Below are 15,926 nucleotides of genomic sequence, written 5' to 3'. Positions count from 1 at the left end.
CGCCAGCCAGCGTCCGATTTCTTTGGGGAGAATCCATGAAACGTCGCTGTCTGGCGCGCCTTTGCGCCTCCGTCCGGGTCACGCCAGTTGCCGCCGTGTGCGCGGCGCTGGGTTCGCCAGCGCTTGCCGACGATGGCGCGGGCAACGCCACCACGCTGGCTGCGCTGAATGAGGTGGTGGTCACCGCCACCCGCACCGAAGAGCGCGCCGATGCGGTCGCCTCCACCATCACCACGCGCGATGCGCGCCAGATCCAGCGCGCGCAGCCGGTCGACGAGGCCGGCCTGTTCGCCGACGAGCCGGATATCGACGTGCCGCGCGACCGCCGCCGTTTTGGCGCGGGCAGCATCAATATCCGCGGCATCGAGGACAACCGCGTGTTGCAGATGGTCGACGGCGTGCGCCTGCCGGATTTCTTCAACGGCGGCGGCCCGTCGAACATCTCCAGTTCGACCCGCGATGCACCGGAGTTCTCGTTCCTGAAGCGCGTCGAAGTGCTGCGCGGGCCGGCGTCGAGCCTGTATGGCTCGGACGCGATCGGCGGCGTGGTGGCGTACGCGACCAAGGATCCCTCGGATCTGATGCAGGGCCGCACGGTCGGCGGTGAGCTTGGGCTGAACTGGAACGGCATCGACAACGGCTTCGGCCAGAGCGCGGGCGTGGCCGGCGGCAGCGAGACCCTCCAGGGCCTCTTCATGTACGCGAACCGCAACGCGCACGAAATGAAGAACCTGGGCAGCGACGATTCCAACTCGGTCAACCGCACCCGGCCCAACCCGCAGGACGTGCGCACGCAGGCCTGGCTCGGCAAGCTCCTGCTCAACGCCAGCCCGGCGCACCAGTTCAGGTTCACCTACGAGCATCGCGACGGCAACACCGACACCGACCTGCTGCGCTTGTCCACGGCGCTGCCGCGGGTCACGGCCGCCAATGGCAATGAAGACCTGAGCCGCGACCGCGTCAGCCTGGACTACGTATGGAAGCCGGCCAGCGGCGTGCTTGACCGCCTGGCCGCGCAGGTCTACTACCAGGAGTCCGAGACCACCACGCTGACCAACCAGGTACGCAGCAACACCAGCACCGGCTGCTCGGCCACCACGCGCGGCACCAGCCTGTGCAACGTCTCGCTCGGCTTTGCCTTCAAGCAGGAGCAGACCGGCTTCAGCCTGCAGGGCGACAAGTCGTTTGCCACCGGTGGCGTCGCGCACCGGCTGGTCGGCGGCCTGGATTTCATGCGCGTGCGCTCGTCGGAATCGCGCGATGGCACCGTGAGCAACCTGACCACCGGCACCACCACCCGGTCGCTCGCGGGCGAGAATTTCCCGATCCATGACTTCCCCACCGGCGAAACGCGCCAGACCGGCCTGTTCGCGCAGGACGAGATGCGCTTCTTCGATGGCCGCTTCACGCTGACGCCGGGCCTGCGCTTCGACCATTACGCGCTGTCGCCCGATGGCGACGACCTGGTCTACAACAGTGCCGGCGGCCGTCCGGCGGTCAGCAAGAGCGATTCGCACCTGTCGCCCAAGCTGTCGGCGCTGTGGCAGGCGAGCGACCGCGTCAACCTGTGGGCGCAGTACGTGTTCGGCTACCGCGCGCCCAACTACCAGGAAGTCAACGGCAGCTTCCGCAACCCGGTGCAAGGCTACGGCGCCGCGCCGAATGCCGACCTGGATCCGGAGAAGAGCCGCTCGTTCGAGCTCGGCGCGCGCTACACCAGCGACAACGTGCAGACCAGCGTGGCGCTGTTCGACAACCGCTACCGCGACTTCATCGAACAGGTACAGCTGACCTGCCCGTCCGATCCCGCCTGCCTGCCCGGCCTGCGCGCGACCTACCAGTACCGCAACCAGACCAGCGTGCGCATCTACGGCGCCGAATGGCGCGGCGTGTGGCGCTTCCTGCCGCAATGGCGCATCGATGGCGCGGTGGCGTACGCGCACGGCAACAACGAGCAGACCGGCCAGGCGCTGAACAGCGTCTCGCCGCTGCGCGCCAGCGCCGGGGTAACGTGGGAGCGCGTGCAGGGCCAGGGCGCGGCGATCCGCTGGCGCGGCGCGCGGCCGGTGACCCGCACCGACGATTCGTCGTTCACCTACTTCAAGCCGGCCGGCTACGGCGTGGTCGACCTGCAGGCGTGGTGGCGCTTCAGCCGCTATGTCAGCCTCGCGCTGTCGGTGAACAACCTGTTCGACAAGAAGTACTGGCTGTGGGGCGACGTGCGCCAGACCGGTGTTGCGGCGACCGAGCCCGGCGTGGATTTCTACACGCAGCCGGGCCGCACCTTCGCCGCCAGCCTGAAGCTGTCGTTCTGAGCGGCATCGGCGCAAGGAGGTTCGCATGTTGCCACTCACCCTGACCCGCCGCTGGCTCTGCACGCTGCTGTGCCTGCTGGTGTGGATCGGCGCGGCCCAGGCCGCGCCGCGTATCGCCATCCTGACCAGCGCGCCGGTGCCCGCGGGCAAGTTCGGCCCGCTGCGCGAACTGGCGCAGGCGCAAGGCATGACGCTGGAGGCGCAGTACCTGGAGCGGATGCCGGCGCAGGCGGTCGCGCCGTTTATCCACGACGCCGACCTGCTGATCGTCGATGCGCCGCGCGACCATATCGTCACCGCGATGCTGCAGCGCCTCGGCCCGCTGTGGCGCGAGGCGCGCGTGCCGCGCATGCTGATCGCTACCGATCGCTATGAAGCGCATGGCGTCGACGACAAGCTCGCCGCCCAATTGCAGGCGTACTACGTCAACGGTGGCCGCGGCAACTTCGGCGCGATGATGCGCACGCTCGCGGCACGGCAGTTCCGCCTGCACGGCGCGGAGGCCGACGGCGATGCCATCCCGGCGCCCGTGGTATTCCCCAAGGCGGGCTACTACCACCCCAGGCTCGCCGGCGTGATTACTACCTCGCCGCAGGAAGCGCTGGCGGCCTCGGGCAGCAGCGGCCCGGTGATCGGCGTCGCCATCCACCAGGCCTATGTGTCGGGCCTTGATAGCGCCTTGATCGACGACCTGATCGGCCGCCTCGAAGCGCGCCACGCGCGCGTGCTGGCGTTCTACGGCCCGGTGATGGACGCCGACGGCATGACGCGCATGGCCATGCCCGCCGGCAAGCGGCTGGTCGATGTGCTGATCAACGCCCAGATCATGCTGAACCCGCACGGCCGCAAGGCCGAGTTCGAGCAACTCGATGTGCCGGTGCTGCAGGTCATTCCCTATCGCAAGGGCGATGCGCAGGCGTGGCAGGACGACCCGCACGGCATCAGCCTGACCGATACGCCGTTCTACCTGGTGCAGCCCGAACTGGCGGGCGTGATCGATCCCATCGTGGCTGCCGCCACCGACAAGGGCGACGGCGCCATCGTCGGCCTGCCGGCGCAGCTCGATGCGGTCGCGGACAAGGCGCTGGCGCTGGCACGGCTGCGGCACCTGCCCAACGCCGACAAGCGCGTGGCCGTCCTGTACTACAACTATCCGGCCGGCGAGAAGAACCTGTCGGCGTCGTTCCTGAACCTGCCCCGGAGCCTCGCCGGCACGCTGGCGGCGCTGCGGGCTGCGGGCTACACCACCGAGGCCGCAAGCGAAGCGCGGCTGCAGCGCGACCTTGGCGCGTTGCTGGCGCCTTTCTATCGCAGCGGCAGGCTGGAGCCCTTGCTCGATGCCGACCTCGCGGTGTGGATGCCGATGACGCAATACCGCCGCTGGTACGACGCCCAGCCTCCCGCATTGCGCGCCGCGGTGGCGCAGCGCTGGGGCAGCCCGGAGCAATCGGCGATGGCCACCACGCACCATGGCGAGGCCGGCTTCGTGATCCCGCGGCTGCAGCTCGGCAATGTGGCGCTGATGCCGGTGCCGCCGCGCGGCGAGCGCAATGAAGCGGACGAGAAGGCGCTGTACCACGCCACCACCACGCCGCTGAACCACTTCTACATGGCGGCCTACCTGTGGGCGCGGCAGGATCGCGACGCACTGGTCCACTACGGCACCCACGGCACGCAGGAATGGACCCCGGGCAAGGAGCGCGGCCTGTCGGTCACCGACCAGCCCTACCTGGTGCTGGGCAGCGTGCCGGTGATCTACCCGTATATCGTCGACGACGTCGGCGAAGCGATCCAGGCCAAGCGCCGCGGCCGCGCGGTGATCGTCAGCCACCAGACGCCGCCGTTCCGGCCCGCAGGCCTGCATACCGACCTGGTATCGCTGCATGACCAGTTGCACGCATACCTGCAGCAGGACGAAGGCGCGGTGAAGGACACCATCCGCCAGCAGATCCTGTCGCGCAGCGCAGCGATGCACCTGTTCGAAGACATGGGCTGGACCGCGGCGCGGGCGCGCGCGGATTTCGGCGGCTACCTCGATGCGCTGCACGTCCGCCTGCACGAACTCGGCGGTGCGCTGCAGCCGTATGGCTTGCACACCTTCGGGCAGTCGCAGGACCCAGGGCTGCGGCTCTATACGACCATGGCGATGCTGGGCAAGGACTGGCTCGGGCGCGCGTTCCCCGAGGAGCCGGAAGAACTGTTCGCGGTCGACTACGCGCAGCTGGCACAGACGCAGCCCTATGCGATGGTGCGCCGCTACGTGGCCGAGGGCGCCTCGCTGGATGAACTGCCCGATGCGCGCCAGCGCGAAGACATGCAGCGCGCGCGGCAGCTGTATGCCAGCCTCGATGCAACGCCGGAGAGCGCCGGGCTGCTGACGGCGCTGGCCGGACGCCACCTGCCATCCGGCACCGGCGGCGATCCGGTGCGCAATCCCGACACATTGCCGACCGGGCGCAACCTGTACGGCTTCGACCCGTCCAAGGTGCCCAGCCGCGCAGCGTGGAAAGCGGGCCACGCCGCCGCCGAGGCGATGATCGCCGACTGGCGCAAGCGCCATGGCCGCTATCCCGACAAGCTCGCCTTCTCGCTGTGGAGCGTCGAGACCATGCGTCACCAGGGCATGCTGGAAGCGCAGGCCATGGCTGCGCTGGGCGTGCGGCCGAAATGGGACGACGGTGGCCGCGTCGTCGGCGTCGAACCGGTTTCCATGGCGGAACTGGGCCGTCCGCGCGTGGACGTGGTGCTGTCGGCGACCGGCCTTTACCGCGACCACTTCCCCAACCTGATGAAGTGGCTGGCAGAAGCCGTCAAGGTGGCCGCCGCGCAGCCGGAGCCGGACAACGTGGTCGCCGCCAATACGCGCGCGGTGCGCGAGCGTCTCGCCCGGCTCGACGTCCCCGCCGACCGACTCGACGGGCTGGCGCTGACGCGCATCTTCGCCAGCGAATCGGGCAACTACGGCAGCGGCCTGAACGATGCGGCGATGGCCACCGATACCTTCGGCAGCGGCCGCCAGGCCGATGCCAAGCTGGCCCGGCTGTATCTCGCGCGCATGCAGTACGCCTACGGTCCGGACGAACAGCACTGGGGCGAGGCGCTGCCGCAGCTCAACCTGTATGCCGAAAACCTCAAGGGTGTCGACGGCGCGCTGCTGGCGCGCAGTTCCAACCTATACGGCATGCTGACCACCGACGACCCGTTCCAGTACCTCGGCGGCATCGGGCTGGCGGTGCGCCACCTGACCGGCAAGGCGCCGGAGCTGCTGATCTCGAACCTGCGCGATGCCAGCCAGGCCCGCACCGAAACCGCCGCCGGCTTCCTCGCCAGCGAACTGCGCACGCGCTACTTCCATCCCGGCTGGATCGAAGGCATGAAGGCCGAGGGCTACAGCGGCGCGCTCAACGTGCTCGACACCGTCAACAACTTCTGGGGCTGGACCGCGGTCTCGCCGGAAATCGTGCGCGACGACCAGTGGACCGAGTTCGCCGAGGTCTATGTCAACGACAAGCACAAGCTCGGCCTGAACGCATGGTTCGAACAGCACGCCCCGCAGGCCCAGGCGCAGGTGATCGAACGCATGCTCGAGGCCGCGCGCAAGGGCTACTGGAAGGCCGACAGCAAGCTGCTGCAGACACTGGCGCAGCGCTATGAAGACCTGGCGCAGCGGCACGACATCGTCAGCCACAACCGGGCCTTCAACCAGTATCGTGAGTAGCAGGTCCGCGCTGCCGCGCCGGGGTATGGACTGCAGCCCCCGGCTGCGGCGACGCGTACGGCGTCCACCCCGCCGCAGCCGGCCGCGCTGGCACCCGCACCCGCACCCGCGCCGAACCCGCCACAGCCCGTGCAAGGCATGCAGCTGGTCGAACGCACGCCACCCGCGGCCGACATCGTGCCGGTGCTGTCGTGGCTGGCGGGCGGCATCGCGCTCGCGGCCGCGATCGCGGGCGGCGCGCTCAGCGCGCGGCGGCGCCCGGTCGATGCCGGCGGCAGCTGGCTGCCGGAACGGCACTAAAGCAACCCGGAATCTCCATCGCATTCAAACAGACCAGACATGACACCCACCCTGCTCGAAACCCTGATGTACGACGTCGGCCAGCTGTTCCTGATCCCGACGCTGGCGCTGATCGCGCTGCTGTTCTTCTATGCCTTCTGGGCGCTTGGCGAATTCGCCATGCAGGCCTGGCTGCGGGCGCGCCATCCGATCGGCAGCGGGCGCGGCTACGTGCTGGTGGCGTGGGCGCGCAAGCACCAGGTGGCCGGTGCCGACGCGCTCGATGTCGCCGCGCATCGCTTGCTGGAGCGCCCGCGCATCGCCACGCGCGTGGCGCCGATGCTGGGGCTGGTGGCGACCATGATCCCGATGGGGCCGGCGCTGAAGGGCCTGTCCGGTGGCAACCTGGCCAATGTGGGCGAGAATCTCACCATCGCCTTTTCCGCGGTGATCCTCGCGCTGATCGCGGCCAGCATTACCTTCTGGGTCGTCAACGTGCGCCGCCGCTGGCTGGCCGAGGAACTGGTGTGGCTGGGTCAGTCGCGGCCGCAGTGGGAGGTCGATGCATGAAGTTCCTGGAAGAAAGCGAGGCCGACGACCCGATCCTGTCGGTGGTGAACCTGATCGACGTATTCCTGGTGGTGATCGCCGCGCTGCTGGTGGCGATCGCGCAGAACCCGGCCAACCCGTTCACGCACGATGACGTCACCATCATCAGGAATCCCGGCAAGCCCGACATGGAGATCGTGTCGCGCCAGGGTGAGAAGGTGGTGCGTTACCAGGCCAGCGGCCAGGTCGGCAGCGGCGACGGCATCAAGGCCGGCGTGGCGTACCGGATGCAGGACGGCTCGATGGTGTATGTGCCGGAACAGCCGCCGCAGGCGTCGGTGCCGACTACGGAAACGAGATAAAGGAAACCGCGTGATGTCATTTCGCTTGTATGCAGCCGCCATGCTGGCCGCGGCCGTTGCGGTGCTGAGCGCCGGCTGTGCCGCCCCGGGACCGGCCCCGTCCACCGTCAGCGCCGCCTTCGCCGGCAAGCCCTATGTGCTGCTGGGCGAGGTGCACGACAACGCCGCCGGCCAGCGGCAGCGGCTGGAGGCGCTGACGCGCGCGGTCGAGCAAGGCTGGCGCCCGGCCATCGCCATGGAGCAGTTCGACCGCGAGCGCCAGGCCGACATCGACCGCGCTCGCCGCGAGCGCCCGCGCGATGCCGACTACCTGATCGCGCAGGCAGGCGGCGGCGCCTGGCAATGGCCGCTGTACCAGCCGGTGGTGGCGCTGGCGCTGCGGTATGACCTGCCGCTGGTCGCCGCCAACCTGTCGCGCGCCGATGCAGCCAGGGTTGTGCGCGGCGGGCCGGAGGCGCTGTTTTCCATGGCGGAGCGGCAGCAGCTTGGCCTGGGCGACGTCTTGCCGCCGGACCTGGTGGCCGCGCAGACGGCAGTGCTCGATCGCGGACACTGCGGCAATTTCCCCAAGGCGATGCTGCCCGGCATGCTGGCGGCACAGGCCGCGCGCGATGCGGTGATGGCGCAGGCGTTGCGGCCTTATGCCGGGCGCGGCGCGGTGCTGATCGCGGGTAACGGGCATGTGCGGCGCGATATCGGCGTGCCGCGCTGGCTGGGCGGCGATGCAGCGCAAGCGGTGAGCATCGGCTATGTGGAAAACCTGCCGGCCAAGGGCGAGTTCGACATGGCCGTGGTGGTAGCGGCGGTCGAGCGCAAGGATCCGTGCCTGCAGGCTAAGCCTGCTGGCTGAGGTGGCTTGCGCAGGTTCGGTTGCGATGGAGGCGCCGGCCCTCTCCCCCGCCCCGCTCCCGCAAGCGGGAGAGGAGTTGGGGGAGAGGGCCGGCGTCCCCACGAAGTCCTGCCCGCCCACGTGCCCACCCCGCCATCCACGTAAACCCCAACCCTTTCTCCCGCCATTTGACAGCCTTTTGACAGTTTCCCGCGCCTAGAATCCGCCCCATGACCGGAAGTTCCGGTCTGATGTTGACCAAAAGTCCAAGAACAGTCCCGGCCCGCCCCCGCCGCGCCGGACAGGAGACCAGCCCGGCGCCGCGCTGCTGCGCACGCCAAGGCCCGCAAATCCCGTCCCGCAACGCCGTGGCCGCCGGAACCCCCGGGTCGGATCGCGGCGCCAGCTCTGTGGCATGCGATCACCGGTACAACCAGGAGACCGCCATGCGCCGTACCTATTCCCGCTTCGCCCATGCCGTGATGGCATCCGCCGCTCTTGCCGCCGCTGCCGTGGCCGCGCCCGCTTTCGCGCTCGACAACGTCAAGGTCATGATCGGCGCCAACCCCGGCGGCGGCTTTGACCAGACCGGCCGCTCGCTGGGCGCGGCGATGATCGCCGCGGGCCAGGCCAAGACCGCTTCGTACGACAACAAGGGCGGCGCCGGCGGCACCATTGCGCTGACCCAGTTCGTCAATACCGACAAGGGCAACCCGAATGCGCTGATGGTGGTGGGCGCGGTGATGGTGGGCGCGATCGAGACCAACAAGCCGCCGGTCACGCTGAAGAACGCCACGCCGATCGCGCGCCTGTTTGCCGACACCATGGTCATCACCGTGCCGGCCAGCTCGCCGATCAAGTCGGTCAAGGACCTGACCACGCAACTGAAGGCCAACCCGGGCAGCGTCAGCTGGGGCGGCGGCTCCAAGGGCTCGATCGACCATATCCTGGCCGGTCTGGTCGCCAAGGAGAGCGGCGTCGACCCGAAGAAGGTCAACTACGTACCGTTCCAGGGCGGCGGCGAAGCCTCGGCCTCGATCATGGGTGGCCACGTGACGGTGGGCATCGCCGGCGTGTCGGAGTTCCTGCCCTTTATCAAGAGCGGCAAGATGCGCGCGCTGGCGGTCACGTCCAAGGACCGTGTCGCCGATATCCCGACGCTGAAGGAGCAAGGCGTCAACGTCGAGATCTATAACTGGCGCGGCGTGTACGGCGCGCCCGGCATCACGCCCGAGCAGCGCAAGGCCATGATCGACGCCGTGGTCAAGGCCACCGAGAGCAAGTCCTGGAAGGACACGCTGCAGAAGAACGACTGGACCCCGTTCCTGCTGACCGGCGACGAGTTCGGCAAGTTCGTCGACAGCGAATCGACGCGTCTGGGCGCGACGCTGCGGGACCTGGGCGTGGCCAAGTAACACAGTCCGGCCGCCATACCGCCTTAACGCATCTCTCCCGTTTTACCTGTCGTGCCTGCCGACACCGCCGGTGATCCGGCGGCCGGAAACACGGCGCGGGGCCCGGTGTCCACCTGCGATACCGAAGACAACAACACATGTCGCCGGGCCCCGCCGCCGCGCGGGCTGCATCATCCAGCGTCGCGGACGCCAGCGCCCCGCGCTGGCGACAAAGGCCAAGGAGCCTCCATGAAACCCTCGCACCTCGCCATCGGCATTGCCGTGCTGGCGCTCTCGCTGTTCTTCTTCCTCGGGCTGTCCGGCATCTCGGGCGACGAGGGCTATGCCGGCCTGTCGCCGCGCTTCGTGCCCACGCTGGTGGCCATCGGCCTGGCGGTGTGCGGCGCGCTGCTGTCGTGGCAGGGCGTGCGCGGCGGTTTCCGCAACATGCCGGAAGAAGACGCCGAGCTGCCCGCGGCCCCGCACAACTTCGGCGGCTTCCTGTGGGTCGCGGCCGGCCTGGTGCTGAACATGGCGCTGATCGGCACGCTCGGCTTCGTGTTCTCTTCGACGCTGCTGATGGTCTGCGTGGCGCGCGGCTACGGCAGCCGCCGCATCGTGCGCGACGCGATCATCGGGCTGTGCATCACGGTGCCGATGTGGGCGCTGTTTGAATTCCTGCTCGGCATCAACCTGCCGCTGCTGCCCATCGCCGGCTTCTGAGCCGCCTGCCTGCAAGGAGCTACGCATGGATACCCTGAACCTGCTGATGCACGGCTTTGCCGTCGCGATCACGCCGATCAACCTGATGTGGGCCCTGGTGGGCTGCTTCCTTGGCACCGCCATCGGCGTGCTGCCGGGCATCGGCCCCGCGCTGACGGTGGCGATGCTGCTGCCGCTGACCGCCAAGGTGGAGCCCACCGCGGCGCTGATCATGTTTGCCGGCATCTACTACGGCGCGATGTACGGCGGCTCGACCACCTCGATCCTGATGAACACGCCGGGCGAGTCCTCCACCATGGTCACGGCCATGGAGGGCAACCTGATGGCCAAGCACGGGCGTGCCGGCCCGGCGCTGGCCACCGCGGCGATCGGCTCGTTCGTCGCTGGCACGGTCGCCACCGTGCTGCTGTCGATGTTCGCGCCGGTGGCCGCCGACGTGGCGCTGCAATTCGGGCCGGGCGAGTATTTCATGATCATGGTGCTGGCTTTCACCACGGTGTCGGCGGTGCTGGGCTCGTCGCTGCTGCGCGGCATGACGGCATTGTTCCTGGGCCTGGGTATCGGCCTGATCGGCATGGACTCGTTGTCGGGCCAGACCCGCTATTCGATGAACGTGCAGGAGCTGTATGACGGCATCGACATCGTGGTGGTGGCGGTGGGCCTGTTCGCGGTGGGCGAGGCGCTGTTCAACGCGTTCTTCCCGCAGCCGGAGGGCACCTTCAACAAGCTCAGCTCGGTCCACATGAACAAGTCGGACTGGAAGCGCTCGATCCCGGCGTGGATCCGCGGCACCTTCATCGGCTTCCCGTTCGGGCTGATCCCGGCAGGCGGCGCCGAGATCCCGACTTTCCTGTCGTACGCCACCGAGAAGAAGCTGTCGAACCACAAGGACGAATTCGGCAAGGTCGGCGCGATCGAAGGCGTGGCCGGCCCCGAAGCGGCCAACAACGCCGCCGTGACCGCGACGCTGGCGCCGCTGCTGACGCTGGGCATCCCCACCTCCAACACCACCGCGATCCTGCTGGCCGCGTTCCAGAACTACAACCTGCAGCCGGGCCCGATGCTGTTCCAGACCTCGGGCGACCTGGTGTGGGGCCTGCTGGCGTCGCTGTATATCGGCAACGTGATGCTGCTGGTGCTGAACCTGCCGGCAATCGGCCTGTGGGTGCGCATGCTGCGCGTGCCGACGCCGCTGCTGTACGGCGGCATCCTGATCTTTGCGGGGCTGGGCGCGTACGGCATCCGCCAGTCGTGGTTCGACCTGCTGCTGCTGTTCGTGGTCGGCCTGCTGGGCATGGTGATGCGCCGCTTCGACTTCCCCACCGCGCCGGTGATCGTCGGCATGATTCTCGGGCCGATGGCGGAGAAGCAGCTGCGCAATGCGCTGTCGATCGGCCAGGGCGACTGGAGCCTGTTCGTGCGCCAGCCGATCTCGGCCACCATCCTGGCGCTGACCGTCGCCGTGGTGGTGATCCCGCGGCTGCTGCGCTGGCACGCCGCGCGCGGCAGCGCGCATGCGCAGGCTGACAACGCCGCGTGATACGCGTTAGCATGCGGTAGTCTCTCCGGGGCCCGGCGCCAGCGCGCGCGGGCCTCTTGCTTTCCACCGTCAAAAACAACAAGCGCCGGCGCCCGCGCCAGGCCGCTGACCGATGCCTTTTGCCGCCAACCGCTGGCTGGCCGCGGTGCCCACGCTGGCACTGGGGCTGGCCGCCGCCCTGCTCTGCACCCTGCTGCATACGCCGCTGCCGTGGATGATCGGCCCGCTGCTGGCCGTCGCCGCCGCGCGCATGGCCGGCGCCGACCTGCGCGCGCCGGCGCAGGCGCGCAATGCCGGCCAATGGGTGATCGGTGCCTCGCTCGGGCTGTATTTCACGCCGGACGTGGTGGCGCGGCTGGTGGCCTACCTCCCGTACATCGTCGCCGCGTCGCTGTTCGCGCTGGCGCTGGGCGCGGGCGGCGCGCTGCTGCTGCGGCGGACCACCGGCGTCGCCTTCAAGACCGCTTTCTTTTCCACCGCCATCGGCGGTGCCTCGGAGATGGCCAACCTCGCCGAGCGCAATGGCGCGCGCATCGACCAGGTGGCGGCCGCGCATTCGCTGCGGGTGCTGATGGTGGTGGTGACGGTGCCGGCGATCTTCCAGTACGGCGGCATCCACGGGCTCGACCCGTATATTCCCGGCCCGCGCGTGGTCAGCGCGCCGGGGCTGGTGGCGCTGGTGGCGATCACGCTGAGCGTGGCCCTGCTGGTGAAGCGGCTGAACCTGCCCAACCCGTTCGTGATCGGCACGCTGCTGGCGGCGGCGCTGCTGACCGCCTCCGGCATCGAGCTGTCGGCCATCCCCACCTGGATGAGCCGGGGCGGCCAGTTGCTGATCGGGGTCTCGCTGGGCGTGCGCTTCTCGCGCGAGTTCCTGCATACCGCGCCGCGTTTCCTCTCCGGCGTGGCGCTGTACACGGTGCTGGCGCTGGTGGTGTCGGCGCTGTTCGGCTGGGGCTTGTCGGCGCTGTCGGGCGCGCACCCGGCCACGGTGATCCTGGGCACCACCCCGGGCGGCATCGCCGAGATGTGCATCACCGCCAAGGTGCTGGAGGTCGGGGTGCCGCTGGTGACCGCTTTCCACGTGATCCGGATGGCGTTCGTGGTGCTGGCCACCGGGCCCCTGTATCATTGCCTCAAACATCGCGTCGCGCCGGAGGAGACAGAATAGCGGTCCGCCACCGGACCACTATGGTGCGGCGAGCCAGAACCAGGAGCGCCATGCCCGAAGCCCTGACCCTTGCCGACATCGACGCCACGCTCGAGCGCGTGCTGGCGCCATGGGTACGCCAGCTCGGCCTGCGCGCCGAAGCCGTCGATGCGCAAGGCGTGACGCTGCGCCTGCCCTTCAGCGAATCGTTCCGCCATGCGGGCGGCGTGGTCTGCGGCCAGGTGCTGATGTCGGCCGCCGATACCGCGATGATCGTCGCCGTGGCCAGCTCCCTGGGTGCGTTCCGGCCGATGACCACGGTCTCGCTGACCACCAACTTCATGCGTCCGGTGATCGACGGCGACGTGCTGGTGCGCGCCAACGTGCTGCGCCTGGGCAAGACCGTGGTGTTCGGCGAGATCGAGCTGACCGGCACCGACGGCAAGCTGGCGGTGCAGGCCACCACCACCTACGCGCTGCTCTGAGGCGTTGCCGATTTCATGCCTTCCGGTTACGCCAACCCCTTCGACCAGGTCGTCTTCGCCGGCGGCGGCAACCGCTGCTGGTGGCAGGCAGGCTGGTGGGATACGGTTGCGCCGGCACTGCAACTGCGTCCGCGCGTGATCGCCGCGATTTCGGCCGGCGCGGCCACCGCCTGCATGGTCTATGCGCACGATTCGCACCAGACCATGGACTACTACCGCGCGGTGCTGGCCAATAACCGCCGCAATGCCTACTGGGGCAACCTGTTGCGCAACGAGCGCGTGTTCCCGCACTACGGCATCTATCGCACCGCGCTGTTGACCATCTTTGCCGATGGGCGCCTCGCGCACCTGCAGCAGGCGCCCGAGATCCGCATTGGCGTCGCGCATATCCCGCGCTGGAGCGGCCCGCGCCTGGCGGTGGCCGCCGGGCTGCTGGCCTACAACATCGACAAGCACGTGCTCAAGACGCTGCACCCGCGGCTGGGGCGCAAGCTGGGTTTCCGCCCCGAGTTCGTGCGCGCGCAGGACTGCGCCTCGCCCGACCAGCTGGCCGACCTGCTGCTGCAGTCGGCATCGACGCCGCCCTTTACGCCGGTGCTGCGCCGCGACGGCCGCCCGGTGCTGGACGGCGGGCTGGTCGACAACGTGCCGGTCGATGCGCTCGATGCCGCGCCCGGCAATGTGCTGGTGCTGGTCACGCGGCTGTACCCGCGTCCGCGCCGTTTCGTGCTGGAGCAGGACGGCCAGCGCCGCCTGTACCTGCAGCCTTCGCAGCGCGTGCCGATCTCGAGCTGGGACTACACCCGGCCCGAGGCCATGACGCACGCCTATGAACTTGGCCGCCGCGACGGGGAAACTTTCCTGCGCGAGTGGCCGTCGATCCTGAATACCGAACTGCGGCCCGCTGCCTAGTTTCCGTCTTGCCGGCGCTGGCCTGATGATTGTCGATGCGGCCGCGTGCCGCGACAGGAGGCATGGATGACCAAACGCCAGACACCGCTTTCCACAACGCCGGAGGCCAGGGCGCCGCGGCGCGCCCGCGAGGTCAGCGCGGCGCCGCCGGTACAGCAGGTGCCGCGCGCGCGCAGCGGCCGCACACGGCGCAACGACAAGGTGCGCGAGGCCGACCTGGTGGTGATCGGCGGCGGCTCCGGCGGCGTGGCCTGCGCGCGGCGCGCCGCGGCGCACGGCGCGCGCGTGATCCTGGTCGAGCGCGACGCCATCGGCGGCACCTGCGTCAACCGCGGCTGCGTGCCCAAGAAGATGCTGTCCTACGGCGCGTCGTGGTCGGCGATCCTGTCGGGCTGCCTGTCGCACACCGGCGGCCACGAGGACTGGCGCGACGCCATCGTGCGCGTCAACGCCGAGGTCGCGCGGCTGAACGTGGGCTACACCCAGCGCCTGACCGAGTCCGGCGTGGAGGTCCTGCGCGGCGAGGCACGGGTCACCGGCCCGGAGGAAGTCTGCGTCGGCGACGAGACCATTCATGCGCGCCGCATCCTGATCGCCACCGGGGCCCGGCCGCGCACGCTCGACGTGCCCGGCGGCGACCTGGCCGCAAGCTCCGACGACGTCTTCACCTGGCAGAGCCTGCCCGCGTCGGTCGCGGTCATCGGCGGCGGCTATATCGGCGTGGAACAGGCTTCGATCCTGTCGCGCTACGGCGTCAAGGTCGACCTGATCGTCGCCGGCGACCGGCTGCTGCCGCATTTCGACCACGATATCTCCAGCTCGCTGGCCGACGCGCTGAGCGCGCGCGGCGTGCGCCTGCACCTGAACGCCGAGGTGAACCTGCTGAGCCAGGCCAACGGGGCGTTGGAGGTGTGCTACCGGCCGAACGGGCGTCCCGGCCAGACCGAGTCGGTGCGCGCCCAGGCGGCGCTGGCGGCGATCGGGCGCATTTCCAATGTGGACGGCCTCGGGCTGGACGCATTGGGCGTGGCGTTCGGCGAGCGGGGCGGCATCCGCGTCGACCGCCAGTTCCGCAGCAGCGTGCGCAGCGTCTATGCGCTGGGCGATGCCATCGACGGGCTGCACCTGACCCCGGTGGCCACCGCGCAGGGCCGCTGGCTGGCCGACCGCCTGTTCGGGCGGCGCGGTGAACGCGCCGATTTCGACTTCGTGCCCACCGCGGTGTTCTGCGAGCCTGCCATCGGGTCGGTGGGATTGACCGAAGCCCAGGCCATCGAGGCGGCCGGCAAGCCCGAGCGTATCCGCACCGTGGTCAAGCGCTTTGTCTCGCTGGAGCACCGCTTTGCGGGCACGCCGCACCAGTCGGTCTTCAAGCTGGTGCTCAATGCGCGCAGCGGGCGCGTGCTGGGCGCCCATCTGATGGACAACGCCGCGCCGGAGATCGTGCAGACCCTGGCGGTGGCGCTAAGGCTGGGGGTGCGGGAGTCGCATCTGCAGACTACGGTGCAGGTGCATCCGTCGGTGGCGGAGGAGTTGTTTGGGTAGGGTTTGGATTGGAAGGGACTACGACAGGGTGTCGTCCTTGGCGGGCGTGGCTGTTTCGCCGGCGCAGCCGGCGACTTACTCTTTTGTCCGAGCGACAAAAGAGTAAGCAGAAAAACGCGTCGCCT

13 protein-coding genes are annotated in these 15,926 nt (G+C 69.3%); all 13 read left to right on the top strand.

What is annotated here, in order from left to right:
* Positions 1-35: 35 nt before the first annotated feature.
* The 13 genes from E5S69_RS31635 to E5S69_RS31575 all read left to right on the top strand — a co-directional run bounded on the left by E5S69_RS31635 (position 36) and on the right by E5S69_RS31575 (position 15,801).
* On the top strand, positions 36-2,315 hold the full coding sequence (locus tag E5S69_RS31635; protein ID WP_171518262.1) for a TonB-dependent hemoglobin/transferrin/lactoferrin family receptor: 2,280 nt from the start codon (positions 36-38) through the stop codon (positions 2,313-2,315).
* Positions 2,316-2,340: 25 nt separating this feature from the next.
* The gene (gene cobN / locus E5S69_RS31630; protein ID WP_171518261.1) at positions 2,341-6,033 is read left to right on the top strand and encodes a cobaltochelatase subunit CobN; all 3,693 of its coding nucleotides are present in this window, start codon (positions 2,341-2,343) and stop codon (positions 6,031-6,033) included.
* 138 nt (positions 6,034-6,171) lie between these two features.
* Positions 6,172-6,333, top strand: coding sequence for a hypothetical protein (locus tag E5S69_RS31625; protein WP_171518260.1), 162 nt, complete (start codon positions 6,172-6,174; stop codon positions 6,331-6,333).
* A 39-nt stretch (positions 6,334-6,372) separates the two neighbouring features.
* Positions 6,373-6,882, top strand: a complete 510-nt coding sequence (locus E5S69_RS31620) for a MotA/TolQ/ExbB proton channel family protein (RefSeq protein ID WP_236901496.1) — start codon at positions 6,373-6,375, stop codon at positions 6,880-6,882.
* Positions 6,879-7,223, top strand: a complete 345-nt coding sequence (locus E5S69_RS31615) for a DUF2149 domain-containing protein (protein WP_171518259.1) — start codon at positions 6,879-6,881, stop codon at positions 7,221-7,223. The genes E5S69_RS31620 and E5S69_RS31615 overlap by 4 nt, the downstream gene beginning before the upstream one ends.
* A 13-nt stretch (positions 7,224-7,236) precedes the next feature.
* Positions 7,237-8,073 (top strand): ChaN family lipoprotein, encoded by an 837-nt coding sequence (locus E5S69_RS31610; RefSeq protein ID WP_171518258.1) that lies wholly within the window; start codon positions 7,237-7,239, stop codon positions 8,071-8,073.
* 425 nt (positions 8,074-8,498) lie between these two features.
* On the top strand, positions 8,499-9,467 hold the full coding sequence (locus E5S69_RS31605; protein WP_171518257.1) for a Bug family tripartite tricarboxylate transporter substrate binding protein: 969 nt from the start codon (positions 8,499-8,501) through the stop codon (positions 9,465-9,467).
* 228 nt (positions 9,468-9,695) lie between these two features.
* Positions 9,696-10,169, top strand: a complete 474-nt coding sequence (locus E5S69_RS31600; protein WP_171518256.1) for a tripartite tricarboxylate transporter TctB family protein — start codon at positions 9,696-9,698, stop codon at positions 10,167-10,169.
* 25 nt (positions 10,170-10,194) lie between these two features.
* Positions 10,195-11,709 carry a tripartite tricarboxylate transporter permease gene (locus tag E5S69_RS31595; protein WP_171518255.1) on the top strand — a complete coding sequence of 505 codons (1,515 nt, stop codon included), beginning with the start codon at positions 10,195-10,197 and terminating at the stop codon, positions 11,707-11,709.
* A 112-nt stretch (positions 11,710-11,821) separates the two neighbouring features.
* The gene (locus E5S69_RS31590) at positions 11,822-12,880 is read left to right on the top strand and encodes an AbrB family transcriptional regulator (protein WP_171518254.1); all 1,059 of its coding nucleotides are present in this window, start codon (positions 11,822-11,824) and stop codon (positions 12,878-12,880) included.
* Between the two features lie 50 nt (positions 12,881-12,930).
* Complete coding sequence (locus E5S69_RS31585; protein ID WP_171518253.1) at positions 12,931-13,344, top strand: PaaI family thioesterase; 414 nt, start codon at positions 12,931-12,933, stop codon at positions 13,342-13,344.
* Positions 13,345-13,359: 15 nt separating this feature from the next.
* A complete protein-coding gene (locus tag E5S69_RS31580) occupies positions 13,360-14,256 on the top strand; it encodes a patatin-like phospholipase family protein (RefSeq protein ID WP_171518252.1) in 897 nt (298 codons plus the stop codon).
* A gap of 66 nt (positions 14,257-14,322) precedes the next feature.
* The gene (locus E5S69_RS31575; protein ID WP_171518251.1) at positions 14,323-15,801 is read left to right on the top strand and encodes a dihydrolipoyl dehydrogenase family protein; all 1,479 of its coding nucleotides are present in this window, start codon (positions 14,323-14,325) and stop codon (positions 15,799-15,801) included.
* The last annotated feature ends 125 nt before the right edge of the window (positions 15,802-15,926 follow it).

Source organism: Cupriavidus necator, assembly GCF_013141915.1.
Classification (GTDB): domain Bacteria; phylum Pseudomonadota; class Gammaproteobacteria; order Burkholderiales; family Burkholderiaceae; genus Cupriavidus; species Cupriavidus necator_B.
This window is presented reverse-complemented; position numbering and strand designations above follow the sequence as displayed.

Coding starts and splice junctions, on each gene's coding strand:
- E5S69_RS31635 (WP_171518262.1), top strand. CDS start 36: ATGAAACGTCGCTGTCTGGCGCGCCTTTGCGCCTCCGTCCGGGTCACG.
- cobN (WP_171518261.1), top strand. CDS start 2,341: ATGTTGCCACTCACCCTGACCCGCCGCTGGCTCTGCACGCTGCTGTGC.
- E5S69_RS31625 (WP_171518260.1), top strand. CDS start 6,172: ATGCAGCTGGTCGAACGCACGCCACCCGCGGCCGACATCGTGCCGGTG.
- E5S69_RS31620 (WP_236901496.1), top strand. CDS start 6,373: ATGACACCCACCCTGCTCGAAACCCTGATGTACGACGTCGGCCAGCTG.
- E5S69_RS31615 (WP_171518259.1), top strand. CDS start 6,879: ATGAAGTTCCTGGAAGAAAGCGAGGCCGACGACCCGATCCTGTCGGTG.
- E5S69_RS31610 (WP_171518258.1), top strand. CDS start 7,237: ATGTCATTTCGCTTGTATGCAGCCGCCATGCTGGCCGCGGCCGTTGCG.
- E5S69_RS31605 (WP_171518257.1), top strand. CDS start 8,499: ATGCGCCGTACCTATTCCCGCTTCGCCCATGCCGTGATGGCATCCGCC.
- E5S69_RS31600 (WP_171518256.1), top strand. CDS start 9,696: ATGAAACCCTCGCACCTCGCCATCGGCATTGCCGTGCTGGCGCTCTCG.
- E5S69_RS31595 (WP_171518255.1), top strand. CDS start 10,195: ATGGATACCCTGAACCTGCTGATGCACGGCTTTGCCGTCGCGATCACG.
- E5S69_RS31590 (WP_171518254.1), top strand. CDS start 11,822: ATGCCTTTTGCCGCCAACCGCTGGCTGGCCGCGGTGCCCACGCTGGCA.
- E5S69_RS31585 (WP_171518253.1), top strand. CDS start 12,931: ATGCCCGAAGCCCTGACCCTTGCCGACATCGACGCCACGCTCGAGCGC.
- E5S69_RS31580 (WP_171518252.1), top strand. CDS start 13,360: ATGCCTTCCGGTTACGCCAACCCCTTCGACCAGGTCGTCTTCGCCGGC.
- E5S69_RS31575 (WP_171518251.1), top strand. CDS start 14,323: ATGACCAAACGCCAGACACCGCTTTCCACAACGCCGGAGGCCAGGGCG.